Origin of the sequence: Xanthomonas sp. WHRI 7064 (assembly GCF_040202355.2) — a bacterium.
Lineage (GTDB): Bacteria > Pseudomonadota > Gammaproteobacteria > Xanthomonadales > Xanthomonadaceae > Xanthomonas > Xanthomonas arboricola.
In genome coordinates this window covers 4,099,301-4,122,411 of the sequence record NZ_CP167821.1, presented here as the reverse complement: position 1 = coordinate 4,122,411, position 23,111 = coordinate 4,099,301, and the positions used below count along the sequence as shown (strand labels likewise).

Genomic DNA, 23,111 nt, shown 5'->3' with positions numbered 1-23,111 from the left:
CAGTGCAGCCACAAGGCATGCTGCCGACCAGAGCCGGCAGTGCAGCGCTCTGAAGCATTCACGATGAAGTGCGGTGCAGTCTCATAGGCTGAGACGCCTTCACGACATGCTGCTTGCGTGAAAATCCTCGACAAACTCGCAGTGCTGGCCGATGCGGCCAAATACGACGCGTCCTGCGCCTCCAGTGGCGCGAACAAGCGCAATTCGCTCGGCACCGGCGGGATCGGCAGCACCGAGGGCATGGGCATCTGCCACTCGTACACGCCCGACGGCCGCTGCGTGTCGCTGTTGAAGATCCTGCTCACCAATTTCTGCGTGTTCGATTGCGCGTATTGCGTCAACCGCGTGTCCAGCAATGTGCGCCGTGCGCGCTTCACGCCGGAAGAAGTGGTCACGCTGACGCTGGACTTCTACAAGCGCAATTACATCGAAGGCCTGTTCCTGTCCAGCGGCATCATCCGCAACTCCGATTACACGATGGAGCAGCTGGTGGAAGTGGCGCGGCAGCTGCGCGAGGTGCATCACTTCGCCGGCTACATCCACCTCAAGACCATCCCCGATGCAACGCCGGAATTGCTGGCCGCCGCCGGCCGCTACGCCGACCGCCTGAGCATCAACGTGGAGCTGCCGACCGAGCAGGGATTGACACTGCTGGCGCCGGAAAAAAGCGTCGGCGGCATCCGCTCGGCAATGGGCGAACTGCGTTGGCGCATCGAAGAAAACCAGCTGGAGCGCAAGGCCGAAAAGCTGCGCCGCGCCAAGCCGCCGCGCTTTGCACCGGCCGGGCAGAGCACGCAGATGATCGTCGGCGCCGACGATGCCAACGACCGCAGCATCCTGGACACCAGCCACAATCTCTACGGCAATTACCGGATGCGCCGGGTGTATTACTCGGCCTTCAGTCCGATCCCGGATGCCTCGTCCAAATTGCCGCTGCAGGCACCGCCGTTGCAGCGCGAGCACCGGCTGTATCAGGCCGACTGGTTGCTGCGCTTCTACGAGTTCAGCGTGGAGGAGATCGCACCGGCGCAGTCCAGCGGCATGCTCGATCTGGACGTGGATCCGAAGCTGGCCTGGGCGCTGCGCAACCCGGAGCGGTTTCCGGTGGATCTGAACGCGGCGCCGCGCGAGATGCTGCTGCGGGTGCCGGGCCTGGGCACGCGCAATGTGGAGCGCCTGTTGTTGTCGCGCCGGCATGCGCGCTTGCGGGTGGGCGACCTGGCGCGGTTGCGGGTGCCGATGAAGAAGCTGCTGCCGTTTGTGAGCGTGCTGGACCATCATCCGCGCCAGCGCCTGGACGACCCGGTGCGCTTGCGCGCGCAACTGGCGCCGGCACCCAGACAGGCGAGTCTATTCGATTGAACCCGCAACTGGCCGCCGGCGTCCGGCGCTCCGCCGCGTCCGCTGGCCTCTCCCTGTTGCCGGGCAAGCTGCCCGAAGCGCGGAGAAGGGTCGCATCAAGCGCAAAGCTGCCACCGAACGCAAGTGCTGACACAGGAACGCGACGCTTTGCGACTCCCCAATCTTAAATCCCCAATCCCACCTCTCCATGCTGACCACCGCGATGTTCAACGCTGACGTCGAGCCGGGCTGGAGCCTTGAAGCATGGCGTGCGCTGGCGCGGGCAGGGTGGTGCGCGCAGGTGGAGCCGGACTCCATCGCGTGGAATGGCGGAGCGCAGGGCGGCTTGTTGATGGGGCAGGGGCTGCTGGATTTGCCGGCCGTGGTTGCGGCGCCGCGGGTCTCGGCGGAGTTCCTGCAGATGGCCGGAGCGGTGTTGTGTCACCGCGATCCGCAGCGCTATGCGGTGCTGTACCGGTTGTTGTGGCGGGTGGCCTGCGGCGAGCGCGCGCTGCTCGAGCGGGCCACCGATGTCGACGTGCATCGGGTGACGCAGTGGCAAAAGGCGGTGCAGCGCGATACGCACAAGATGAAGGCGTTCGTGCGCTTTCGGCGTTTGCCGGTGGAAGAGGAAGACTTCGTGGCGTGGTTCGAGCCCGAACATTGGATCGTGGATCGGGTGGCGCCGTTTTTCGCGCGCCGCTTCGCCGGCATGCGCTGGGCGATCCTCACCCCGTATCGCAGCGTGCGCTGGGATGGCGAGGCGTTGACGTTTGGCGAAGGCGCCGTGCGCACCCAGGTGCCGGCCGACGATGCGCAGGAGACGCTCTGGCGCACCTATTACGCGCATATCTTCAATCCGGCGCGGCTCAATCCAACCATGATGCGGCAGGAAATGCCGCAGAAATACTGGAAGAACCTGCCCGAGGCGAGCTTGTTGCCGGAGCTGATCCGCGAGGCGGGTGTGCGCGTGCGCGAGATGGCCGAGCGTGCGCCCGAGCCGGTGCGGCGGCGAGTGCCGGTGGCGCCGGCGCCGGTCCCGGAAGTGGCCACGCAAAGCCTGGCGCAGTTGCGCGTGGCCGCGCGCGATTGCCGCCGCTGCGCGTTATGGCAGCCGGCAACGCAGACGGTGTTCGGCGAAGGGCCGAGCGATGCGTCGGTGATGGTGATCGGCGAGCAGCCCGGCGACGAAGAGGATCTGAGCGGGCGTCCGTTCGTCGGGCCGGCCGGGCGTTTGTTCAACATGGCGCTGGGCGAGATCGGCATCGACCGCGCCACGGTCTACGTGACCAATGCGGTCAAGCATTTCCGCTTCGAGCAACGCGGCAAGCGGCGTCTGCATCGCAACCCGGAACGGTCGCATGTGCAGGCCTGCAGTGGCTGGTTGCATGCCGAACGCGCGCAGCTGCGTCCGGCGCAGATCGTCTGCCTGGGCGCAACCGCGGCACAGGCGGTGTTGGGGAACAGCTTTCGCTTGATGCAGCAGCGCGGTCAGTGGCAGCGGCTGGACGACGGCACGCCGGTGCTGACCACCGTGCATCCCTCGTGGGTATTGCGGCAGGGCTCGGAGGCCGCGCGCGAGGAAGGCTACCGCGGGTTTGTCGAGGATCTGCGCCAGTTGCTGGATGCACCGATTGCTGCGGAGCGCATGGCGAAGACATAAAAAATGCGCGTGCAAATGCACGCGCACGGTGTCGGAGAACGAGACACCAAGTGGAACCACTGGCGAGCCAGTGGTTCCCTCACCGCCGCTTTGCGGTCTGGTGGCGCTGCCTGGAGCCTGTTTCCAGGCACGCGCGGATACAACGATTCAGCAGTGTCTGCACTTAAGTCTTGTGCAGCTGATGCGCTGGCGTTGCCGTGCAACGACAGCGCAACCAATCACTTGAGGCAGCGGCCGACACGACTGCTGCATGTTGGTCAGGCAGGCGCGGTGTTCGACATCGGCATGTACCACCCGTACCTGCCGGTTTCGAGCGCGGCGTCCGCGCCTACCCGAGTGCTTGCGGCAATGCAGCTGCTCTGAACGTTGCTGGCGTGCGCAATTCGTCGTCGACCCATCGACGGAACCTGGCTGCGTTCCGCCGATGCAGGTCACGCGCCTGCGACTGCCTGCGTCAGGCAGCGAGCCGCCGTTACGGCATCAACACCTTGTCGACCACGTGGATCACGCCATTGCTCTGCATGACATCGGCAATGGTGACGTTGGCGGTGTTGCCCTTGGCATCGGTGATGGTGACTTTCTTGCCGTTGAGCTTTGCAGTCAGTGCCTCGCCCTGCACGGTGGTCAGCGAGGCGCTGCCGCCGCCGGCCTTGATCTTGGCGATCAGCGATGCGGCGTCGACCTTGCCCGGTACGACGTGATAGGTCAGCACCTTGGTCAGCGTGGGCTTGGATTCGGGCTTGAGCAGCGTTTCCACCGTGCCGGCCGGCAGGGCGGCGAATGCAGCGTTGGTCGGGGCGAACACGGTGAACGGGCCCGGCCCCTTCAGCGTGTCGACCAGGCCGGCGGCCTTGACCGCGGCGACCAGGGTGGTGTGGTCCTTGGAGTTGACGGCGTTGTCGACGATGTCCTTGGTCACCAGCATCGGTGCACCGCCCACGGTCGGGTTCGATGCGGCGTAAGCGGGGGCCATGGCACTGGTCAGGGCAATGGCAGCGGCAATGGCAAGCGACTGGAATGAGGTCTTCATGAGGCATCGATCCTTTGGGTAAGCGACTGCCTGGATGGCAATCGTAGTGCTGGATACGCGGGTAGATGCAGCGCGGATGCATCACGCGGTTTTTACACAGGCGTACCCGGCACCGCGTCGCTCGAGAGCGTCATAACGCAGGCATCGACACGGCCTGTTGCGCTCGCTGGGCTCGGGCTGCAGCTGCAACCCAGGCATGTGCCGGTCGTCCAAACCGAAGCGATGCAGGCCGAGGTGCCATTGCAGCCAGGACGCGATTCGCCTGCCGCCGTCCATGCGATGCGCAGCCAGTGCAGGCAAGGTTCAATGCGTTGCTGACGACAGTTACCAGCAAGCGCAAATAGGGAAGGCAGGATTATCTTTGGTGCTGCAACCTGATTATCGAATGCGTGAATATCAGGTGGTTTTTGCTACATGAGTTCGTGGGTGAAGCCGGACTAAATAAGCAACGCTGTAGCATGATGTCGTCAGTGATCTGCTGCTTGTGTCATGTAACCTCGCGCCACCGGCTGCATTCATCGCAGCCGGCGTGGAGTGCAGATAATGACGTTGAACATTGCAGGCTGGCTCCGCATTTGCGGGCAACGCAATTCACCCGATCACGCAGAAAGGTTGTAGCTAGATGACGCAGAAAAAAATCCAATGCACGCGGCTGGCACTGCGAGTATTCATGGCTACAAGCGTAATGGTGTGCGGCATCACGCAGGCCTCGGCCGCAGTGCGGGCTCCGACGTCAACGCCGGCAAAGGCCGTTGCTCCGTCCAGTGAAGCCTATCGGCCAGGGCAGCAATGGATTGTTCCGGGCGAGTGGCAGTTCACCGTCGATGCCGTGCGCCCGGCCAAGGTGAAAATCCATGACGATGGCGGTGGATCCTGGCGGCCCACGCAGGTGCTGCTGGTGAGTTACAGTTACAAGAACATCGGGTTCGATGACAGCGCCAACTACAAGGATGGCGGGCCCTCGACGCTGGCGTTTTCGAAAGCCCATATCGATGTGGTCGATGCCAACGATGCGGACAATGGCGGCGCAGGCAATTACCCGGTGCACCTCAAACTCGTGGAAGACGCCGACGGCCAGAAGATCGGCCAGCAGATGGTTGGCGCGCAGTGGCCGTATGCCTTCCGGAAAAAGCCCAAGGCAGTCAAGGTGGTGGTGAGTCACTACGACTCCAGACTGCAACTGCAGCAAGCGACCTTCATCGTCCCGGTCGAGACCACGCGGCAATCGTCCCCGCATACGAAGCGGCACGTTCGCCATAGCTGATTGCAGTCTGTCGGTGAGCTGACTGGCAGGGCACTCCCGCAACAGGGCGCGTGCGTCCATTCGCTGGCGTATGCGAATCGCAACGGTGTGACATCGACGCGCCCCGATGGCAGATCTGCCGCAACGGACAGCAAGCCGGGCGAGGTGGCGCAAAGGTTTCATCGCCGGATGCAAACCGGTATGTTTCCGTAGGCGCGTGATGGTGCGTTGCACTATGCGATGCCGCACGCGCGCACCGTTTCTTCTTCCGGGTTTTCCATGCATTCGATCGATGTCGTCCTCGCCATGTTGCTGGCGGTCGCGGCCAGCGGTTATCTGATCCGCATCCTGCCGTTCTCGTTGCCCCTGCCGTTGGTCCAGATTGCGCTTGGCGCGGTGGTTTCGGGTGTGTTCGATGCCGGGCACGAGCTGGAACCGGAGCTGTTCTTCCTGTTGTTCCTGCCGCCGCTGCTGTTCCTGGATGGCTGGCGCATTCCCAAACAAGGCCTGTTCCGCGACAAGGCGGCCATCCTCGAGCTGGCGCTGGGTCTGGTGGTGTTCACCGTGATCGGTGCGGGCCTGCTGATCCATTGGCTGATCCCGGCGATGCCGCTGGCGGTGGCCTTCGCACTGGCGGCGATCATCTCGCCGACCGATCCGGTGGCGGTGTCCTCGATCGCCTCCAAGGTGTCGATCCCCAAGCGGCTGATGCACATCCTGGAAGGCGAGTCCCTGCTCAACGATGCCTCCGGGCTGGTGTGCTTCCAGTTCGCGGTGGCCGCGGTGCTGACCGGCAGCTTCTCGCTCGCCACCGCCTCGCTGACCTTCCTGTGGGTGGCATTGGCCGGCTTGGCGCTGGGCGTGGCGACCACCTTCGGCCTGAGCCGCATCCAGGCCTGGATCTGGCGCCACTTCGGTGAGGAGCCGGGTTCGGCGATCCTGGTCAACCTGCTGACCCCATTCGCGGCCTATCTGCTGGCCGAGGCCTTCCATGCCTCCGGCATCCTCGCCGCAGTGGCCGCCGGCGTCACCATGAGTTACGTGGAAATGGCCGGTAACGCGCCGGGCAACATGCGGCTGCAGCGCTCGGCGGTGTGGGACACGGTGCAGTTCACCTTCAACGGCATCATCTTCGTGCTGCTGGGCGAGCAGTTGCCGGGCATCCTGGACGGGGCGGTGCGCAGCGTGCAGGAGGCCGGGCACCTCAATCCGTGGTGGCTGGCGGTGTACGTGGCCACCATCAGCGCCAGCCTGATGGCGTTGCGCTTCGTGTGGGTGTTCCTGTCGCTGCGCTGGAACATCTTCAAGGCGCAGTGGCGCGGCGAGCAGCATGTCAGCCCGCCGTGGCGCATCGTGGTGGCGGTTTCGCTGGCCGGCGTGCGCGGTGCGATCACCCTGGCCGGCGTGCTCACGCTGCCGTTGATGCTGGAAGACGGCTCGCCGTTTCCGGCCCGCCAGTTGGCGATCTTCCTGGCCGCCTCGGTGATCCTGGTGTCGCTGCTGGTGGCCAGCGTGGCCTTGCCGCGGCTGCTGCGCGGGCTGGAATTGCCCGAAGAAGAAGACGAGCAGCTCAAGGAAGACCTGGCGGTCAAGGCCGCCTCGCAGGCGGCGCTGGAAGCGGTGGAAAAACTGCGTCAGCGGCTGGTGGACGGCAGCAAGCATGCCGAGCGCTACAACGCCGCCGCCAATCAGGTCAGCCAGCGCTATCAGCGCAAGCTCGGCGCGGTGGACATGGCCGAGACCGATCCGGAAGAGGCCGGTGCCTACGAACAGGCGCTGCGCCAGTTCCGCCATGCCGCGCTGGTGGCCGAGCGCAACGAGCTGTTCAAGCTGGCCAGGCGCCGCGAGATTTCCGACGACCTGTCGCGCCGGCTGGTGCGCAATCTGGACCTGATCGAGTCGCGCAAGCGCGCTTGAGCGCGCTGGCGCGCGCGGGAATCGTGAATCGGGAGTGGGGAATCGCAGGAGCAGCAGCGGTTGCCGTGTTCGGGTAGGAGCGCACCTGGGCGCGATGGGGCGTTGGCGGGAAAGCGCCATCGCGCGCAAGCGCGCTCCTACATGGAGATGCGTCGACTACCGGACGCAGCAGGCGTGCGCGGTCCAGTTCGCTGAGGCTTCCCGGCGCGCGCCGGAAGACACCATTCCATCCGCACTTCTCCCATCTTCATGGCGCACGGCCTACCCTGTGCGGCTGATCGCTCCAGTGCAGAAGACATGACTCCAATCGTTTCCATCCAGGGATTGAGCAAGACCTACGCTGGCGGTTTTCAGGCGCTCAAGCAGGTGGACCTTCAGATCCGGCGCGGCGAGATCTTCGCGCTGCTCGGTCCCAACGGCGCCGGCAAGACCACGCTGATCAGCATCATCTGCGGGCTGATCAACCCCAGCACCGGCACCGTGCTGGCCGATGGTCACGACATCGTGCGCGACTACCGCGCCGCGCGTGCCAGTATCGGTCTGGTGCCGCAGGAGCTGGCCACCGATGCGTTCGAAACCGTGTGGGCCACCGTGCGCTTCAGTCGCGGGCTGTTCGGCAAGCCGGCCAATGCGGCGTATCTGGAGACGGTGCTGCGCGAGCTCTCGCTGTGGGACAAGCGCCACAACAAGATTTCCACGCTGTCCGGCGGCATGAAGCGGCGCGTGCTGATCGCCAAGGCGCTGGCGCACGAGCCGCGCATCCTGTTTCTGGACGAACCCACCGCAGGCGTGGACGTGGAGCTGCGTCACGACATGTGGCAGATGGTGCGCAGGCTGCGCGAGCAGGGCACCACGGTGATTCTGACCACCCATTACATCGAGGAAGCCGAGGACATGGCCGACCGGGTCGGGGTGATCAATCGCGGCGAGCTGGTACTGGTGGAAGACAAGCACACGCTGATGCGCAAGCTCGGCAAGAAGCAGCTCACGCTGAGCCTGCAGGCGCCGCTGCAGGCCATCCCGGCCGCGCTGGGCGATCTGCCGCTGGAGCTGTCGGCCGACGGCAACAGCCTGATCTACACCTTCGACACCCAGGCCGAGCAGACCGGCATCGGCGCGTTGCTGCGCCGGCTCAACGAGCAGGGCATCGACTTCAAGGACCTGCATTCCAGCGAGAGTTCGCTGGAGGAGATCTTCGTCAACCTGGTGCATGGCGCCCGCAACGTGGAGGTGCGCGCATGAACCGGCATGCGATTGCGGCGATCTACCGCTTCGAAATGGCGCGCGCCTTCCGCACGCTGACCCAGTCGATCGCCTCGCCGGTGTTGTCGACCTCACTGTATTTCGTGGTGTTCGGCGCGGCGATCGGCTCGCGCATGGGCGACATCGACGGCATCAGCTACGGCGCCTTCATCATTCCCGGGCTGGTGATGCTGTCCTTGCTTAACGAGAGCATTTCCAACGCCTCGTTCGGCATCTACATGCCGCGCTGGGCCGGCACCATCTACGAGGTGCTGTCGGCGCCGGTGGCCTGGTGGGAGATCGTGATCGGCTACGTGGGCGCGGCGGCGACCAAGTCGGTGTTGCTGGGCTTGCTGATCCTGCTCACCGCGCGGCTGTTCGTGCCTTACGAGATCGCACATCCGCTATGGATGCTGGGCTTTCTGGTGCTCACTGCGCTGACCTTCAGCCTGTTCGGTTTCATTATCGGGATCTGGGCCGACGGCTTCGAAAAACTGCAGGTGATTCCGCTGATGGTGGTGACGCCGCTGACCTTCCTGGGCGGCAGTTTCTACTCGATCAACATGCTGCCGCCGTTATGGCAGAAGGTCACCCTGTTCAACCCGGTGGTGTATCTGATCAGCGGGTTCCGCTGGAGTTTCTACGGAAAGGCCGACGTGCACATCGCGGTGAGCACCGGCATGACCTTCCTGTTCCTGCTGGTGTGCCTGGGCGTGGTGGCGGCGATCTTCCGCAGCGGTTACCGGCTCAAGGCGTGAGTGGTGAATGCAGTGGTTTGGTCGGCCGCATCCTGGTGGATGCCGTCGGCAGTCCAGGTCAACGCTGACTGGCGCGAATGCGCAGCGCCCTCGCTGCTCGCGGGAGCGCGGTGAACCTGGCCCTGGGGGTTCGGTAGCGGCATCCATGTCGTCCCACGGTCTCGCAATTGGCGAGGGCGCCACGCCAGAGAGTTGCTCGGTGTTGAAAACCATGCACACCGATATTCCTGGCTGGTCTTTGCCCACGCACCGTCGCCGGACCTGACGCGGCATGGATGCGGCGTCAGCGCTTATGCAAGGACGTACTTGCAGCGTGCCCCGCGAGGGTGGGCGGGCCAGGGCCCTGCAGCCAGGGCGCAGGGCAGCCGGCCTGCAATAGCCCGGCGTGACGTGGTGATGTCAGCCGCTCTTATTCGGCAGCCGGCTTGGCGTCGGCCTTGGTGTCCAGGAAGTAGGCCACCACCTCACCCTTGATCTTCATCGTCATCGGGTTGCCGCGACGGTCGCGGGCCTTGCCGACCTGCACCTTGATCCAGCCTTCGCTGACCGAATACTCCTCCACGTTGTCGCGTTCGACACCGTTGAAGCGCACGCCGACGCCGCGGCTGAGCGCATCGGCATTGTGGAACGGGCTGCGTGCATCGATGGCCAGATGATCGGGAGGGGTATCGCTCATGGGAAAGGCGTCATGGCGGCCGGGATGGCCGTCTTCGGCCGCACAGGATACGGGCCCGCGCCGCGAAGATCAGCCCCGGCGCTGCCTGCGCACGCGCCGGGCGGTTTGCTTGCGCCCCGCCAGGCCTCACACTTCACACCTGCATTCCTGGAACCAGACCGCCATGCCCGATAACAGCGCCGATTACGAAGACGACGAAGGCCTGCAGCCCGAAGGCGACGAAGACGATGTCGACGACCACCCGGCGCGGGTGTGGAATCTGCTGGTGCTGATCAATCCCGGCGACGAAGACACCGCCTTGGGCCAGTTCGATACCTGGCGCGAGGCACAGGCCGACCTGGACGACGACGAGGGCGACGATGCCTGGTTGTGGGCCTTGAAGGATGCGATCGACTGGCGCTCGGGCTTTTTCGTGGACTGGAAGGACACCGACGCGTTCATTGCCGCCATCGACGAACTCAGCGCGCGCTGGAACCTGCGCATCGACTGGGGCGGTGACCTGGATGACGAGGAGTTTTCCAGCGATCTGAGTGTGCCCGACCTGATGGCGGTGGCCTTCGATCGTCTGCGCGAGCACGGCTACTCGCTGTGGAACTGGAACACCGGCGGCGACGCCTATGCCGGCTGGATCGCGCTCAGTCGCGACGACGACGCCATGCTGGCGCTGACCTCGCTGTTGGAGGTGGAAGTGCGGCTGGGGAATGAGGCGTTCTGAGGCGCCGGGATTGGGGAATCGGGAATCGGGAATCGCAGGAGCGGTCTGTGGGTGTGGTTGTGTCGAGCCGCGGTGGTGCGTTCTGCCGCGGCAGAATGCTAAGCGCGTGGTAGCCACTAGGGTCTGCCGCGCAGGCATTGTCCACAGCCCGGCGATTCCCACGTAGGAGCGTGCCTGCGCGCGACGGGCGTTACCGGGAGAGCTCCTCGCGCTCGGGCGCGCTCCTACAACGGCGCGCCGTCATGTGCAGAGAGATGCCGCCATCGCGCGTGCTGAAGTTGTAGGCCTCCTGGCCGGTACGCATGCACGGCCCAGCGATTGCCACGTAGGAGCGTGCCTGCGCGCGACGGGCGTTACCGGGATGGCTCCTCGCGCTCAGGCGCGCTCCTACAACGGCGCGCCGCCGATCAGCCCGCGGCCATCGCCGCTACGAATCCCCAATCCCGACTCCCCAATCCCCGCCTCAAGGCGCCTCGCCGCGCGCCTGTGCACGCGCGTTGGCGATCAAGGCCGTGAGCAAGGCACGGTCGGTGTGGCGGGAGATCGCAATGGCACCGAGCGCGATCGCTTCGGCGCGGAGTGTTGCGGACACATCGTAGTGCGCGCCGCTGAGTTTGTTCTGGAAGGCGCGGCGGGGAATGCCCAGCCGCGCCGCCATCGCATGCAGCTCGTCCAGCGTATCGCCGAGCAGGTGCGCCCAGCGCTGCTCGCGCCACGGATGCACTGCATCGTCGACGTAGACGGCCACCGGCGGGCCCTTAGGCCTTCTTGCCCTTCTTCTTCTTGCCGCCGTCAGTTGCGTCGTCGGCGTCGTCCTGCGACGCGTCGCCTGCGGTGTCGGCAGCGGCATCTTCGGCGCTGGCATCAGCATCGGCATCGGTGTCCGCATCGGCATCTGCCGGGGCATCGCCTGCCTCGGCGTCTGCGTCTGCGTCTTCGGCTTCGTCGTCGTCGCCTTCAGTGTCGCTGTTCTCGAACTCGGACACCAGCGTGGTCAGGTATTCCTCGGCGGTCTTGCCGTCTTCGGCGGCGAGGTCGTCGATCATCTGCTGCAGCTGGGTGGAGTATTCCAGCGAGATGGTCTTGCCTTCCTTCTCCTGCAGATTGGCCAGGTGCTTGAGCATGGCCAGCATCGGCACCGGGTTGTCGGCGCTGCCCATGGTCTGGCCGCCGATCGACAGCAGCCATTCGCTGCCGTTCTGCAAGCCGATCGCAGCGACCACGCGGCCGTCGGCATCCTGCAGCACGGCATGGTTGGCGATCTGCGGCGCCTGGCCCAGACGGACGATCGGGCGCTTGGGTTGGGACTTCTTGCGCTTGTCGCGCTTGGCCTTGGAATTGCGGGACACGGTGTTCTCGACGCTGGGAATGGCCGACCATTCTAGGCGCTTGCGCGTGACCCGGCTCGGGTGCCGCCGCCAGGCCGATGAACGCCGGCCGCGCCGGGCGATGCTCCTGTCGGCGCTTCCGGCGTTCCGAAGGCCGCTGACGCCGATATGTCGGACAGGCTGCAGCGGCTGGCACCGCGGGTCTGTCGGAGCGCCAACGCGCGATTGCTGGTCAGGATCGGCATGCAGGACGACAAGCAGTCCGACGAGTAACCCGCAGAGCGACCAGATCCGGGATGCACGTCGGATTCGATATGCACGACAACGTGCCGTCTGCCGTCTGCCGTCTGCCGCAACCGCAACCGCAACCGCCCGCAACCGCCCGCAACCGCCAAGAACGCCAAGAACGCCAAGAACGCCAAGAACGCCAAGAACCGCCAGGCAACGCTTTGCCAGGTGCCCTAAGCCGCCCTCAGCGCCGCGCGGGTACTTCGCTGACCGCAGTGCGCGGTGCGGCCACGGCGGCTTCGGCAGCCTTGGCCAGTGCGGTGGCCGAAGCCACCTGGCTGCGCGTGGAGACGCGCGGTGCCGCCGGCGCGGCGCTGGTGACCGGGGGTGCTGCAGCAGGCGATGTGGCGCTGGCCGCAGCCGCAGGTCCGCCCGTCGGCGCAGCAGCGCTGGGTCCTGCCGCAGGCAGCGCAGCCGGTGTCCCCACCGCGGTGGTGGCGGTTGCTGCGGCACTCAGATCCGGCACATGAGTGTCGGCATCGTGGGTGGGCTTGCCCAGCGCAATGCCCTGGCCGGCGCCGGCCAGCGCGGCCTGTTCGGCATCCTGGGTCATCACCACGATGCTGATGCGGCGGTTGATCGGGTTCTGCGGGTCGGTCTTGTCGAACAGCACCGACGAGGACAGCCCCACCACGCGGGTGACCTTGGCATCGTCCATGCCGCCGCCCACCAGCGCACGGCGCGCGGCATTGGCGCGGTCGGCGCTGAGTTCCCAGTTGGTGTAACCGGTATCGCTGCTGTAGGCGGTGGTGTCGGTGTGGCCGGTGATGCTGATGTGGTTGGGCACCTGGTTGATGAAGCTGGACAGCTCGCGCAGGATTGCCACGGTGTACGGCTTGAGCTGGTCGCGGCCCATGTCGAACATCGGCCGGTTCTGCTTGTCCACGATCTGGATGCGCAGGCCGTCCGGGGTGAGGTCGAGCAGCAGCTGGTCCTTGAACGGCTCCAGCGCCTGGCTCTTGTCGATGGCCTCTTTCAGGTCCTGCATCAGCGCTTCCAGGCGCTTCTTGTCCCTGGCGCGGCTGTCTTCGTTGGTGTCGGCGGCGTTGTCGCGCTTGCGGCCCATCTCGTCCTTCTGCCCCTTGGCCATGTCGGCGGTGCCGCCGAGCTTGATCATCGAGGTGCTGGCGCCGCCAGGGCCATTCATGCCCGGCGAGGGGGCCGGCGACTTGCCCGACAACGGGCTGGGATTGCGGAAGTATTCCGAGATCGCCGCGCGCTGCTCCTTGGTGGTGGCGGCCATCAGCCACAGCACCAGGAAGAACGCCATCATCGCGGTCACGAAGTCGGCAAACGCCACCTTCCAGGCGCCGCCATGATGGCCGCCGCCCTGCACCTTCTTGACCCGTCGGATGACGACGGTGGATTTGCCCTCGGCCATGACCGCGGTCCTACTTGATCGTCTTCAGGTGCGTTTCGAAATCCGCAAAGCTCGGACGCACGTTGGAGGGCAGCGTCTTGCGCGCGAATTCCAGCGCAATCTTCGGGTTGTAGCCACGCAGGCAGGCCAGCAGCGCGGTCTTGACTGCCTCGTACATGCGTCCGTCCTGCTCGGCGCGCGCTTCCATCGCCGCGGCCAGCGGTGCGACGAAGCCATAGGCCAGCAAAATGCCCAGGAAGGTGCCGACCAGGGCGGCGCCGACGTGGTGGCCGATCTCCTCGATCGGCCCGCCGATCGAACCCATGGTGATCACGATGCCGAGCACGGCCGCCACGATGCCGAAGCCGGGCAGGCCGTCGGACACCTTGCTCAACGCATGCGAGGGCGCCAGCGCTTCGTGGTGATGTTTTTCCAGCTCCAGCTCGAGTAGCGGCTCCAGCTCGTGCGGCTCGATGTTGCTGCCGATCATCAGGCGCAGGCAGTCGGTGATGAAGTCCAGCAGGTGATGGTCGGCGACCACCTTGGGGTAGTTGCCGAAGATGGTGCTGTCCTGCGGTTTTTCGACGTGATCTTCCAGCGCCATGAAGCCGTCGCGGCGCGCCTTGTTGAGCAGCTCGTAGATCAGGCTCAGCGTGTCCTTGTAGTCGTCGGACTTGTACTGCGGGCCCTTGAACACGCCCAGGATGCTGCTGAGGGTCTCCTTGACGATCTTGCCGGGCGTGCTGACCAGAAACGCACCGAACGCCGCGCCACCGATGATCATCAGCTCGTACGGCTGCCAGAGCGCGCCCAGCTTGCCGTGCGACAGCACATAGCCGCCGAGGACACTGACGATGACGACGATGAAGCCGATGATGATGAGCATGGCGCAGCCAAAAGCAAACAGGGTTGCTGTTGTTTCGGCTTGCGCGGCGGATTCTTGAAGCGCACGGCGTGAAGGTGTGCGGTGTAACTGAACGATCGCTTGGTGGATCTCATCTTCACGCGGGAGGTTGCGGTGCTGTCGTTGCTTGCGCCCGGTTGCGCTCAGGCCGTTCCAGCCTTTGATTGAAGGGCTTTGCGGCGCGGCTGCCTAATGCAAGCAATCCTTGCAACGCTTGTCGTGATGCAGCCTTGCTTAGGTGAATCGCGCATGGTCGCAATGGCGGTTCGACGCCTTGTCGGGGTCGCTGCATTGCGTCGCCGATGCGGCAGCGCCTGCCAGTGGGCGCATAGGTGGGCGCAGGTGTTGCAAGTATGCATCCGGCACGGAATCCCTCCGGGCCGGATGCATGTGTCGGCTCAGGCCGGTTGCGCTTCGGCGCCTGCGCGCTGCAAGGGGTTGGGCAGGGCCTGGCCGTTTTCGGTAAAGCCCAGCGAGACCGAGTTCAGGCAGTGGCGTTCGCCGGTCGGCGGCGGGCCGTCGGGGAACACGTGGCCCAGGTGGCTGTCGCAGCGCGCGCAGACGATCTCGGTGCGGATCATGCCGTAGCTGGTGTCGCGGATTTCGCGCACATGGGCGGTGTCGTACGGGGCGAAGAAGCTCGGCCAGCCGGTGCCGGATTCGAACTTGGCGCTGGAGCGGAACAGCGGCAACCCGCACAGGCGGCAGGTGTAGACGCCGTCGAGCTTGTTGTCCAGGAACACCCCGCAGAACGGCGCTTCGGTGCCATGGTGCAGCAGCACGCGCTGTTCCTCGTCGCTGAGCCCGGCGATCAGGGCGTCGCGTTGGGCGGGGGAGGGAGGGGTCAGATCGAACTGGCTCATGGGGTTCTCGCATGCGCGCGCTGGCAGGGTGCCGCGCCTGCCCCCCGTGATGTGGGCGCTGTCGGCGTGGTTCAAGCGTGCCGGGACCAAGCGCCACTGGCGCCGGCCGGGGCACGGGGTGGGGATTGAGGCGAGGGTGCGGCGGCGAAGCCATTAAGCAGTAGTGATTGCCAGGCTTCACGCACCCTCATCCGGCACTGCGCGCCACATCGTCCCGATGAAAGAAGGATGTGTTTTTCGCGCCGCGATCATCTCGCGAACGCGTTCAGGCCATAGCCGACCTAATGCATTGCCGCAGCACGCCGGCGCCCCCATCCAGTGAGTACTCCTCGATCAAGCACGGTGTCCGTCATGGCGATCTCTCCTTCAATGCGCGGCCTGCTGCTGTGCGGCCTGTTGGTTGCCGCCGGCGCTGCGGCGGCGCAATCGGCCACCAGCACACGCTCGTCCAACACCCTGCAACCGATCACCACCCCGACGCCCGCCCAGCCCACGCTGACCGCGCCGCGCGTAGTGCCACCCGCGCCGGCCACGGCTCCGGTGCCATCGCAGCTTGGCCAGCGCCCGTCCGCGCCCACCATCCCGACCCGTGGCCCGGCACAGACGCCGGTGGCCCCGGCCGGCAGCCAGGTTGCGCCGGCCAGCGCGCCGATGGTCTACGACCGCAATGGTCGCTTGCTGCACGGCATGCAGCCGGCCGGCGCCAACCGGGTGCTGGATACCAAGACCGGGCGCTATTACGACGCGGTCCCGGCCGGCGACGGCATGCGCGTGGTGCGCTGACCCGCGCCATTGCGAATCCGCACTCCCGAATCCAGAATCTCAGCCTTCGATGGGCAACGCCAGGGTCTCCTTGACCTCTTCCATCACGATGTAGCTCTTGGACTCGCGCACATGCGGCATGGTCAGCAAGGTGCTGCCGAGCAGCTTGCGATAGGAGGCCATCTCGCTGATGCGCGCCTTGAGCAGGTAGTCGAAATCGCCCGAGACCAGATGGCATTCCAGGACGTTGGGCAGCTTGAGCGCGGCGCGCCGGAACTCCTCGAAGATGTCGCCGGACTTGTAGGCCAGGCTGATCTCCACGAACACCAGCAGGCTGGCCTTGAGATAGTGCGGGTCCAGCCGAGCGTAGTAGCCGGTGATGGCGCCATCGCGCTCCAGCCGGCGCACGCGCTCGGTGCAGGGCGTGGTCGACAATCCCACCCGCTCGCCCAGTTCGGTAAAGGAAATCCGCCCCTCCTGCTGCAGGATGCGCAGGATCTTGCGATCGATCTTGTCCAGCTCGCGGGTGCGCGTCGTCATCGGGTCTGCTTCCACAGGGTTTGACAGGAGGATTCACTGCCAGGGCGGGCTGATTCCAGAAATGGCACTGCCTGGCTCGCAATATACTGCGTCTAACTGTCCCCCTCGGCGCCTGGTTGTGGGGGAATACCCTTTCCAGGAGAACGACATGCGGGTGCTCATTCTCGGTAGTGGCGTCATCGGCACCACCACGGCCTGGTATCTGGCACAGGCCGGTTGCGAGGTCACCGTGGTCGACCGCCAGCCGGCGGCGGCGCTGGAAACCAGCTACGCCAATGCCGGCCAGCTGTCGTTCGGCTACACCTCGCCGTGGGCCGCGCCCGGCGTGCCCGGCAAGGCGGTGAAGTGGCTGTTCGAGCAGCATGCACCGCTGTCGATCCGGCCCACCCGCGACCTGCGTCAGCTGGCCTGGCTCAGCCAGATGCTGCGCAACTGCACCGCCGAGCGCTATGCAGTGAATAAGGCGCGCATGGTGCGCATGTCCGACTACAGCCGCGATTGCCTGAACGCATTGCGTGCCAGCACCGGCATCGAGTTCGAGGGCCGTCAGCTCGGTACCACCCAGCTGTTCCGCACCCAGCAGCAACTGGATGCCGCCGCGCAGGACATCGAGGTGCTGGCCCAGTACGGCGTGCCCTACGAGCTGCTGACCCCGGCGCAGATCGCCCAGTTCGAACCGGGCCTGGCCGGCGGTGGCGCGCAAATGGCCGGCGCCCTGCGCCTGCCCGAGGACCAGACCGGCGACTGCCGGCTGTTCACCCAGCGCCTGGCCGAACTGGCCGCGCAGGCGGGGGTGGAGTTCCGCTACGGGCAGCAGATCGAGCATCTGCAGCACGCAGGCGGGCGCGTCACCGGCGTGCAGATCGATGGCCGCATCGAGACCGCCGACCGCTACGTGCTGGCGCTGGGCAGCTATTCGGCCGACCTGCTGCTCTCGCTCGGCCTGCACCTGCCGGTGTATCCGCTCAAGGGCTATTCGCTGACCATCCCGATCGTGGATGCCGCGCGCGCGCCGACCTCCACGGTGCTGGACGAGAGCTACAAGATCGCGCTGACCCGCTTCGACGACCGTATCCGCGTCGGCGGCATGGCCGAGGTGGCCGGCTTCGACCTGTCGTTGAATCCGCGCCGCCGCGCCACGCTGGAGATGGTGGTCAACGACCTGTTCCCCGGCGCCGGCGATCTGGCCCGGGCCGAGTTCTGGACCGGCCTGCGCCCGGCCACGCCGGACGGCACGCCGGTGGTCGGCGCCACGCCGTATGCCAACCTGTTCCTCAATACCGGTCACGGCACCCTGGGCTGGACCATGGCCTGCGGCTCGGGCCGCTATCTGGCCGACCTGATGCAGGGCCGCACGCCCGACATCGATAGCGAAGGCCTGGACATCTTCCGTTACCTGTCGCCACGCAGCGCCCGCGCGCAGCAGGAGGCCGCGTAGTGCGTCCTGCGCAAGCGTTGATCGACCTGGACGCATTGCGTCACAACTACCGCCTGGCCAAGCGCCTGGGCGGCAGCAAGGCCCTGGCGGTGGTCAAGGCCGATGCCTACGGCCATGGCGCGGTGCGCTGCGCGCAGGCGCTGGACGGCGAGGCCGACGGCTTTGCGGTGGCCTGCATCGAAGAAGCGCTGGAGCTGCGTCAGGCCGGCATCCGTGCGCCGATCCTGCTGCTGGAAGGGTTCTTCGAACACGACGAACTGCGCCTGATTGCCGAGCATGATCTGTGGACGGTGGTGGCCACGCCGCAGCAGGTGCGCGCGCTGGCCGAGTTCCAGAGCCCGCGTCCGTTGCAGGTTTGGCTGAAGCTGGACAGCGGCATGCATCGGCTGGGCCTGTCACCGGAAGACTTTCGTGCGGCGTGGTTGCGGCTGCGCGGGCTGCCGCAGATCGCCTCGCTGGTGCTGATGACCCACTTGGCGCGCGCCGACGAGCTGGAGTGCAGCCGCACCGACGAGCAGGCGGTGGCGTTCGCACTCACTGCAGGCGGCATGCAGGCCGAAACCAGCCTGCGCAATTCGCCCGGCCTGCTCGGCTGGCCGGCGCTGCGTAACGATTGGTCGCGTCCGGGGCTGATGCTGTACGGCGCAAACCCGTTCCCGCAGGACACCGACACCACCGCGCAACTACGCCCGGTGATGACGCTGCGCTCGCGCATCATCTCCGTACGCGAGCTGCCGGCCGGCGAGCCGGTGGGGTACGGCGCCCGCTTCGTCGCCGAGCGGCCCACCCGCGTCGGCGTGGTGGCGGCCGGTTATGCCGACGGCTATCCGCAGTTCGCCCCCAACGGCACCCCGGTGCTGGTGGATGGACAGGTCTGCCCGCTGATCGGGCGTGTGTCGATGGACATGCTGACCGTGGATCTCACCGAGCACCCGCAGGCCGACATCGGTGCGTCAGTGCAGCTGTGGGGCGATGCGCCGCGCGTCAGTCCGCTGGCAACGCAGTGCAATGTCAGCGCATATCAACTGCTGTGTGGACTCAAGCGCGTGCCGCGGACGTATGTGGGTGAGGCGGCAGTGGGCGAGGAAGTCACGCGGTGACATGTCCCTTCTCCCATCGGGAAAAGGTGCCCCGAAGGGGCGGATGAGGGGACGTGCGAAGCCACATGCACTTGGAACAACGCGTTGGCTTCGCTCCGTACCCTCACCCCAACCCCCGCTCCGCGCCCCGGCCTGCGCCAGCGGCACAGGCGCACCAAGGCACGCGCGCCAGTGGCGCGCAAGCTGTGCCGTGGCGCCCCTACGGAACGCCCCTACGGAAGAAACTTGAAGCGGCAGCTCACAACCCCGCAGTACTCCGGTCGCCGCGGAACTGCTTGCGCACCCAGTCGTCGATCATCGCCTTTTCGAAGCGCAGCGGATCGCTGTCGGTCAGGCGCGGGCCGCTCATCAGAAATGCCGAATCCACCAGCTTGCGTTCGCCCTGGTCGATCACCTGGCCATCGGCGCCGGTCAGCGTGTAGTTGAAGCTCAGGCGCGGCGGGTAGATGTCCTTGACGATGCGCACGTCCTGCATGCGCGGCCCGTGCCAGGGCTCGTACTGGCCGGCGCGGCGGATGTCGGTGATGGTCACGCTCAGGCGCTGGCCGTCGGGCAGCTTGCGCGCGGCGCTCTGCTGGAAATAGGTCGCCAGCTGGGTCACCCAGTCGCCACGCTGCGCTTCCCAGCGGTTGCCGCTGAAGCGCACTTCGGAAAACTGCGCCGGGTCGGTCCAGCGCACATCGACCTTGCCATCGCCGGTCAGCGCGCGTGGCGCCTGCGGGTCGGTGACGTTGCGTACACGTGCCTGCGCGCCGGTTGCCGCGAGCAGTCCTGCCAGCAACAGGCTGGCGCCGCAAAGGCTGGAACGTTTCATGGAAAGTCTCCAAGCGGAAGGTACGTGGACGTACCGGGCGTCGTTGCAGTGTGGGGGCGCGTCTGCCTGCCGGCAACGCTTGCCGCGCAAGGGCTGGCAGGCCATTGCCACGCGGTTAATCCGCAACGCTGGGGCCATGACGGCGGGTTCACCGCGCCTGCGCCTGCGCTTCACGGCGCAGCCCGGAAGATCGCCAGCATGGACACCCACTCTTTCCGCACAAAGTCAGCCTCTTCGGCGCCGGCACACATGCCGTCGGACGTGCGCCTGCAGTTCATCGACTGGGCGAAACAGCACGGCCATAACCCCGCCACCGGGGCCGCCGCCTTCGTCGCCCTGCAAAGCGATGTGGACCTGGATCTGGCCACGCGCACGCTGCGCCTGGAGCCGGGAGCCTCGCCGCGTGATGCCTTGCGCGAGCACCTGGCCGCGCTGGCGCGGCAGGGCGATGTGGCGGTGCAGTTCCCGCCGGTCTACGCCTACACCGCCGCCAACGGGCTGGAGTACCGCTACTCGCTGATGCTGGTGATTGCCGAGGATTGCGTCGAGTGGACCGGGCGGGTCTGGCAGGACCTGGATTACCAGGGGATGCTCACCGGCCGCGGCCAGGGTCCACGCGCCAACTACACCCAACTGGCGCGGATGGCGCTGGAACACGAGCTTGATCAGGAGCGTCCCCGTTATGTCCAGGCATGAACTCGAATTGCAGCTGCCGCTGGGCGCACAGGTCGCCACCGGCGAGGATGGTTTCAGCGAGCGCTGCCGCAGCGAATGCGCCAAGCTCGGCCTGTCGCGGGTGCGGCTGCTGTTGCTGGACGCCGAGTACGCGCGTTCCACCGCCTGGCGCGAAGAAGCGCAGCGCTGGATGGACGAGCAGTTGCGTCGCGAAGGCGAGTGGGTGTTTCGCGGCGTGATCGCCGGGATCGTGGTGCTGGCGGCCTGCATCGCGCTGTGCGCGGCGCTGTTGTGGTGATCCCTGGGGAGCCGGCGGCACGCGCGTGAACCGGGCCGGCCGGCTGTGCACCCGCTGACGACACCGGGCGTGGTTTCATCTGCTCGTCATCCGCCCTGGCACCACCCCTGGATCCCGATTTGAGCACCTCGACCACCAGCCCCGATCTGGCCACCAGCCATCCGGCAGCCCTCGCCGAGCCCTTCCTCGACCCGGGGATGTACCACGAGATCTTCCATAATCTGGACGCGGGGTTCTGCGTCATCGATATGGTGTTCGATGGCGACAAGGCCGTCGATTACGTGATCCGCATGACCAATGGCGCGTTCGAGCGCTACACCGGTCTTTCCAATGTATTGAACGTGTCCATTCGCGGCATGCTGGTCGATCACGAACAGGAATGGTTTGACCGCTACGGCCATGTCGCCCGCACCGGCAACCGCATCCACTTCGAAATGCAGGCCAAGGCATTGCGCCGCTGGTATTCGGTGGACGCATTCCGGGTCGGGCAGCCGGAGCAGGCGCGGGTGGCGGTGTTGTTCATGGACATCACCGAGCGCAAGCGGGTGGAGCGCGAGCTGGCCGAGAGCGAGGCGCGTTTCAGCGCCCTGGCCGACGGCCTGCCGATGCCTGTCTGGGTGCTGGACGCGCAAGGCGTGGTGCGCTTCGTCAACAGTGCCTATGGCGAGTTTTTCGGCATCGACATTTCCAGCGGCACGGTGTCGGCCTGGAGCGAGTTGCTGCATCCGGACGACCTGTCGATCTTCCAGTTCGAACTGGCGACCGCATTGGAAGAACAGCGCGGCCTGCATGCACTGGTGCGTGCGCGCCGCCACGACGGGCAGTGGCGCTGGATCGAAATGACCGCCACGCCGCGTTACTCTGCCGACGGGCGCTTCATCGGCCTGGCCGGCAGCAGCCCGGACGTGACTGAACAACGCGAGATCGAACTGGCGCGCGAGCAGCTGCTCGAATCCGAGCGCAGCGCACGCAACGAAGCCGAGAGCATGGCGCGGCTGAAGGACGAGTTCCTGGCCACCTTGTCGCACGAATTGCGCACGCCGCTGACCACCATCCTGGGCTGGAGCGAGCTGCTGCTGCAGCGGGTCGAGGAAGGCCATCCCAACTACAAGGGCCTGTCGGTGATCGCCAGCAGCGCCCGTGCGCAGAAACGCCTGATCTCGGACATGCTCGACCTCAGCAGCATGTTGCTGGGCAAGGTGCAGCTGGAGGTCGAGTCGCTGGATCTGGTCGAACAGGTGCGCGAGGCCCTGAACACCCAGGAGCTGGCTGCCGAGGGCAAGGACCAGGTGCTGGAGGTGCATGCCCCGTCCGCGCCGTGTCTGGTGCTGGGCGATGCCACGCGGCTGCAGCAGGTGCTCTGGAATCTGCTGTCCAATGCGATCAAGTTCACTCCGGCGCATGGCCGCATCGACGTCACCATCGAACGCGACGATGGCCACCTGCTGGTCGCGATACGCGATTCGGGTGATGGCATCGCAGCGGAATTCCTGCCGCATCTGTTCGGCCGCTTCCGCCAGGCCGACGGCACCACCACGCGCCAGCATGGCGGCCTGGGCCTGGGCCTGGCGATCGTGCAGCAGCTGGTGGAAATGCATGGCGGCCAGGTCAGCGCCACCAGCGGCGGTCGCGGCAAGGGCGCGACCTTCACCGTGCGCCTGCCGGAGCATATTCCCGATCAGGCCAGGCGTCCGCGGCGCGAACTGCGCCGACGGCTGATGTCCGAACAGATCATCGAAGCGCGCGCGCTCAATGGCTTGCGCCTGCTGGCGGTGGAAGACCAGCCGGACATGCTCGATTACCTGCGCCGCCTGCTGGAAGAGCAGGGCGCCGAAGTGGTCACCGCCGGCAGCGCCACCGATGCGCTGGCACTGATCGATCATCGCGGCCATGCACGCTTCGACCTGATGCTGACCGACATCGGCATGCCGGGCATGGATGGCTACGGGCTGATCCGCACCGTGCGCGAGAACATGGGGCTGAACGCGGCGGCACTGCCGGCCGTGGCAGTGACCGCGCTGGCACGCGACGACGATCGCAAGCGCGCGCTGGACTCCGGTTTCCAGGAGCATCTGGCCAAGCCCTACAGCGTCGCCCAACTGGTCACCGCAGTGCGCGCCGCGCGCGAATCGGTGGAGTGAAAGGGTAGGCGGCGC

At 66.1% G+C, this 23,111-nt stretch carries 22 protein-coding genes; 13 read left to right on the top strand and 9 right to left on the bottom strand.

The features are described 5' to 3' along the window. Window positions 1-117: 117 nt before the first annotated feature. The gene (locus ABQY74_RS17490) at window positions 118-1,362 is read left to right on the top strand and encodes a putative DNA modification/repair radical SAM protein (RefSeq protein ID WP_016900902.1); all 1,245 of its coding nucleotides are present in this window, start codon (window positions 118-120) and stop codon (window positions 1,360-1,362) included. A gap of 202 nt (window positions 1,363-1,564) precedes the next feature. Beyond that, window positions 1,565-3,004 carry a UdgX family uracil-DNA binding protein gene (locus ABQY74_RS17485; protein ID WP_349792687.1) on the top strand — a complete coding sequence of 480 codons (1,440 nt, stop codon included), beginning with the start codon at window positions 1,565-1,567 and terminating at the stop codon, window positions 3,002-3,004. A gap of 472 nt (window positions 3,005-3,476) precedes the next feature. Here the strand turns inward: ABQY74_RS17485 and ABQY74_RS17480 are convergent, their stop codons facing one another. Further along, window positions 3,477-4,034: a fasciclin domain-containing protein gene (locus tag ABQY74_RS17480; protein ID WP_164739454.1), complete on the bottom strand. Its 558-nt coding sequence runs from the start codon at window positions 4,032-4,034 to the stop codon at window positions 3,477-3,479. Between the two features lie 622 nt (window positions 4,035-4,656). Between ABQY74_RS17480 and ABQY74_RS17475 the strand changes: the two genes are divergently transcribed. The 4 genes from ABQY74_RS17475 (at window position 4,657) to ABQY74_RS17460 (ending at window position 9,194) form a co-directional block, all read left to right on the top strand. Further along, entirely contained in the window at window positions 4,657-5,298 is a 642-nt protein-coding gene (locus tag ABQY74_RS17475; RefSeq protein ID WP_349792500.1) for a hypothetical protein, read from the top strand. Between the two features lie 258 nt (window positions 5,299-5,556). After that, window positions 5,557-7,194: a Na+/H+ antiporter gene (locus tag ABQY74_RS17470; protein WP_016900897.1), complete on the top strand. Its 1,638-nt coding sequence runs from the start codon at window positions 5,557-5,559 to the stop codon at window positions 7,192-7,194. A 297-nt stretch (window positions 7,195-7,491) separates the two neighbouring features. After that, a complete protein-coding gene (locus ABQY74_RS17465) occupies window positions 7,492-8,436 on the top strand; it encodes an ABC transporter ATP-binding protein (RefSeq protein WP_039518748.1) in 945 nt (314 codons plus the stop codon). Next, on the top strand, window positions 8,433-9,194 hold the full coding sequence (locus ABQY74_RS17460) for an ABC transporter permease (protein WP_016900895.1): 762 nt from the start codon (window positions 8,433-8,435) through the stop codon (window positions 9,192-9,194). The genes ABQY74_RS17465 and ABQY74_RS17460 overlap by 4 nt, the downstream gene beginning before the upstream one ends. Before the next feature lie 409 nt (window positions 9,195-9,603). Here the strand turns inward: ABQY74_RS17460 and ABQY74_RS17455 are convergent, their stop codons facing one another. Then, on the bottom strand, window positions 9,604-9,870 hold the full coding sequence (locus ABQY74_RS17455; protein ID WP_104608211.1) for a DUF3297 family protein: 267 nt from the start codon (window positions 9,868-9,870) through the stop codon (window positions 9,604-9,606). 163 nt (window positions 9,871-10,033) lie between these two features. Between ABQY74_RS17455 and ABQY74_RS17450 the strand changes: the two genes are divergently transcribed. Continuing rightward, window positions 10,034-10,585: a hypothetical protein gene (locus ABQY74_RS17450; protein ID WP_104570747.1), complete on the top strand. Its 552-nt coding sequence runs from the start codon at window positions 10,034-10,036 to the stop codon at window positions 10,583-10,585. A gap of 463 nt (window positions 10,586-11,048) precedes the next feature. Here the strand turns inward: ABQY74_RS17450 and ABQY74_RS17445 are convergent, their stop codons facing one another. The 5 genes from ABQY74_RS17445 to msrB form a co-directional block, all read right to left on the bottom strand. Next, the gene (locus ABQY74_RS17445; RefSeq protein WP_349792497.1) at window positions 11,049-11,333 is read right to left on the bottom strand and encodes a DUF4031 domain-containing protein; all 285 of its coding nucleotides are present in this window, start codon (window positions 11,331-11,333) and stop codon (window positions 11,049-11,051) included. A 10-nt stretch (window positions 11,334-11,343) separates the two neighbouring features. Further along, window positions 11,344-11,934 (bottom strand): hypothetical protein, encoded by a 591-nt coding sequence (locus ABQY74_RS17440; protein WP_372469950.1) that lies wholly within the window; start codon window positions 11,932-11,934, stop codon window positions 11,344-11,346. 451 nt (window positions 11,935-12,385) lie between these two features. Continuing rightward, window positions 12,386-13,582 carry a flagellar motor protein MotB gene (gene motB / locus ABQY74_RS17435; protein ID WP_104574595.1) on the bottom strand — a complete coding sequence of 399 codons (1,197 nt, stop codon included), beginning with the start codon at window positions 13,580-13,582 and terminating at the stop codon, window positions 12,386-12,388. Window positions 13,583-13,592: 10 nt separating this feature from the next. After that, a complete protein-coding gene (gene motA, locus ABQY74_RS17430) occupies window positions 13,593-14,447 on the bottom strand; it encodes a flagellar motor stator protein MotA (protein ID WP_104574593.1) in 855 nt (284 codons plus the stop codon). Between the two features lie 416 nt (window positions 14,448-14,863). Then, window positions 14,864-15,328 (bottom strand): peptide-methionine (R)-S-oxide reductase MsrB, encoded by a 465-nt coding sequence (msrB, locus tag ABQY74_RS17425; protein WP_039525207.1) that lies wholly within the window; start codon window positions 15,326-15,328, stop codon window positions 14,864-14,866. A gap of 351 nt (window positions 15,329-15,679) precedes the next feature. Between msrB and ABQY74_RS17420 the strand changes: the two genes are divergently transcribed. Then, window positions 15,680-16,111, top strand: a complete 432-nt coding sequence (locus ABQY74_RS17420) for a hypothetical protein (protein ID WP_104574591.1) — start codon at window positions 15,680-15,682, stop codon at window positions 16,109-16,111. 39 nt (window positions 16,112-16,150) lie between these two features. On the opposite strand, the gene ABQY74_RS17415 is transcribed toward ABQY74_RS17420, so the two are convergent. Further along, window positions 16,151-16,630, bottom strand: coding sequence for an Lrp/AsnC ligand binding domain-containing protein (locus ABQY74_RS17415; RefSeq protein ID WP_024940284.1), 480 nt, complete (start codon window positions 16,628-16,630; stop codon window positions 16,151-16,153). 148 nt (window positions 16,631-16,778) lie between these two features. Here ABQY74_RS17415 and ABQY74_RS17410 point away from each other — a divergent pair, with 148 nt between their 5' ends. Next, window positions 16,779-18,068, top strand: a complete 1,290-nt coding sequence (locus ABQY74_RS17410; RefSeq protein WP_102580605.1) for a D-amino acid dehydrogenase — start codon at window positions 16,779-16,781, stop codon at window positions 18,066-18,068. After that, complete coding sequence (alr, locus tag ABQY74_RS17405) at window positions 18,068-19,168, top strand: alanine racemase (protein ID WP_349792494.1); 1,101 nt, start codon at window positions 18,068-18,070, stop codon at window positions 19,166-19,168. Before ABQY74_RS17410 ends, alr begins: the two co-directional genes overlap by 1 nt. Window positions 19,169-19,406: 238 nt before the next feature. On the opposite strand, the gene ABQY74_RS17400 is transcribed toward alr, so the two are convergent. Further along, on the bottom strand, window positions 19,407-19,982 hold the full coding sequence (locus ABQY74_RS17400) for a DUF3016 domain-containing protein (protein ID WP_024940281.1): 576 nt from the start codon (window positions 19,980-19,982) through the stop codon (window positions 19,407-19,409). Window positions 19,983-20,231: 249 nt separating this feature from the next. Between ABQY74_RS17400 and ABQY74_RS17395 the strand changes: the two genes are divergently transcribed. The 3 genes from ABQY74_RS17395 to ABQY74_RS17385 all read left to right on the top strand — a co-directional run bounded on the left by ABQY74_RS17395 (window position 20,232) and on the right by ABQY74_RS17385 (window position 23,096). Further along, on the top strand, window positions 20,232-20,678 hold the full coding sequence (locus ABQY74_RS17395) for a hypothetical protein (RefSeq protein WP_024940280.1): 447 nt from the start codon (window positions 20,232-20,234) through the stop codon (window positions 20,676-20,678). Further along, window positions 20,665-20,955, top strand: coding sequence for a hypothetical protein (locus ABQY74_RS17390; RefSeq protein WP_016903448.1), 291 nt, complete (start codon window positions 20,665-20,667; stop codon window positions 20,953-20,955). Before ABQY74_RS17395 ends, ABQY74_RS17390 begins: the two co-directional genes overlap by 14 nt. Before the next feature lie 107 nt (window positions 20,956-21,062). Further along, entirely contained in the window at window positions 21,063-23,096 is a 2,034-nt protein-coding gene (locus tag ABQY74_RS17385) for an ATP-binding protein (RefSeq protein WP_349792685.1), read from the top strand. Window positions 23,097-23,111: the final 15 nt, after the last annotated feature.

Bases quoted from the DNA above. Each gene is read 5' to 3' on its own strand.
- ABQY74_RS17485 (WP_349792687.1), top strand. From the start codon at position 1,565: ATGTTCAACGCTGACGTCGAGCCGGGCTGGAGCCTTGAAGCATGGCGT.
- ABQY74_RS17480 (WP_164739454.1), bottom strand. From the start codon at position 4,034: ATGAAGACCTCATTCCAGTCGCTTGCCATTGCCGCTGCCATTGCCCTG.
- ABQY74_RS17475 (WP_349792500.1), top strand. From the start codon at position 4,657: ATGACGCAGAAAAAAATCCAATGCACGCGGCTGGCACTGCGAGTATTC.
- ABQY74_RS17470 (WP_016900897.1), top strand. From the start codon at position 5,557: ATGCATTCGATCGATGTCGTCCTCGCCATGTTGCTGGCGGTCGCGGCC.
- ABQY74_RS17465 (WP_039518748.1), top strand. From the start codon at position 7,492: ATGACTCCAATCGTTTCCATCCAGGGATTGAGCAAGACCTACGCTGGC.
- ABQY74_RS17460 (WP_016900895.1), top strand. From the start codon at position 8,433: ATGAACCGGCATGCGATTGCGGCGATCTACCGCTTCGAAATGGCGCGC.
- ABQY74_RS17455 (WP_104608211.1), bottom strand. From the start codon at position 9,870: ATGAGCGATACCCCTCCCGATCATCTGGCCATCGATGCACGCAGCCCG.
- ABQY74_RS17450 (WP_104570747.1), top strand. From the start codon at position 10,034: ATGCCCGATAACAGCGCCGATTACGAAGACGACGAAGGCCTGCAGCCC.
- motB (WP_104574595.1), bottom strand. From the start codon at position 13,582: ATGGCCGAGGGCAAATCCACCGTCGTCATCCGACGGGTCAAGAAGGTG.
- motA (WP_104574593.1), bottom strand. From the start codon at position 14,447: ATGCTCATCATCATCGGCTTCATCGTCGTCATCGTCAGTGTCCTCGGC.
- msrB (WP_039525207.1), bottom strand. From the start codon at position 15,328: ATGAGCCAGTTCGATCTGACCCCTCCCTCCCCCGCCCAACGCGACGCC.
- ABQY74_RS17420 (WP_104574591.1), top strand. From the start codon at position 15,680: ATGGCGATCTCTCCTTCAATGCGCGGCCTGCTGCTGTGCGGCCTGTTG.
- ABQY74_RS17415 (WP_024940284.1), bottom strand. From the start codon at position 16,630: ATGACGACGCGCACCCGCGAGCTGGACAAGATCGATCGCAAGATCCTG.
- ABQY74_RS17410 (WP_102580605.1), top strand. From the start codon at position 16,779: ATGCGGGTGCTCATTCTCGGTAGTGGCGTCATCGGCACCACCACGGCC.
- ABQY74_RS17400 (WP_024940281.1), bottom strand. From the start codon at position 19,982: ATGAAACGTTCCAGCCTTTGCGGCGCCAGCCTGTTGCTGGCAGGACTG.
- ABQY74_RS17395 (WP_024940280.1), top strand. From the start codon at position 20,232: ATGCCGTCGGACGTGCGCCTGCAGTTCATCGACTGGGCGAAACAGCAC.
- ABQY74_RS17390 (WP_016903448.1), top strand. From the start codon at position 20,665: ATGTCCAGGCATGAACTCGAATTGCAGCTGCCGCTGGGCGCACAGGTC.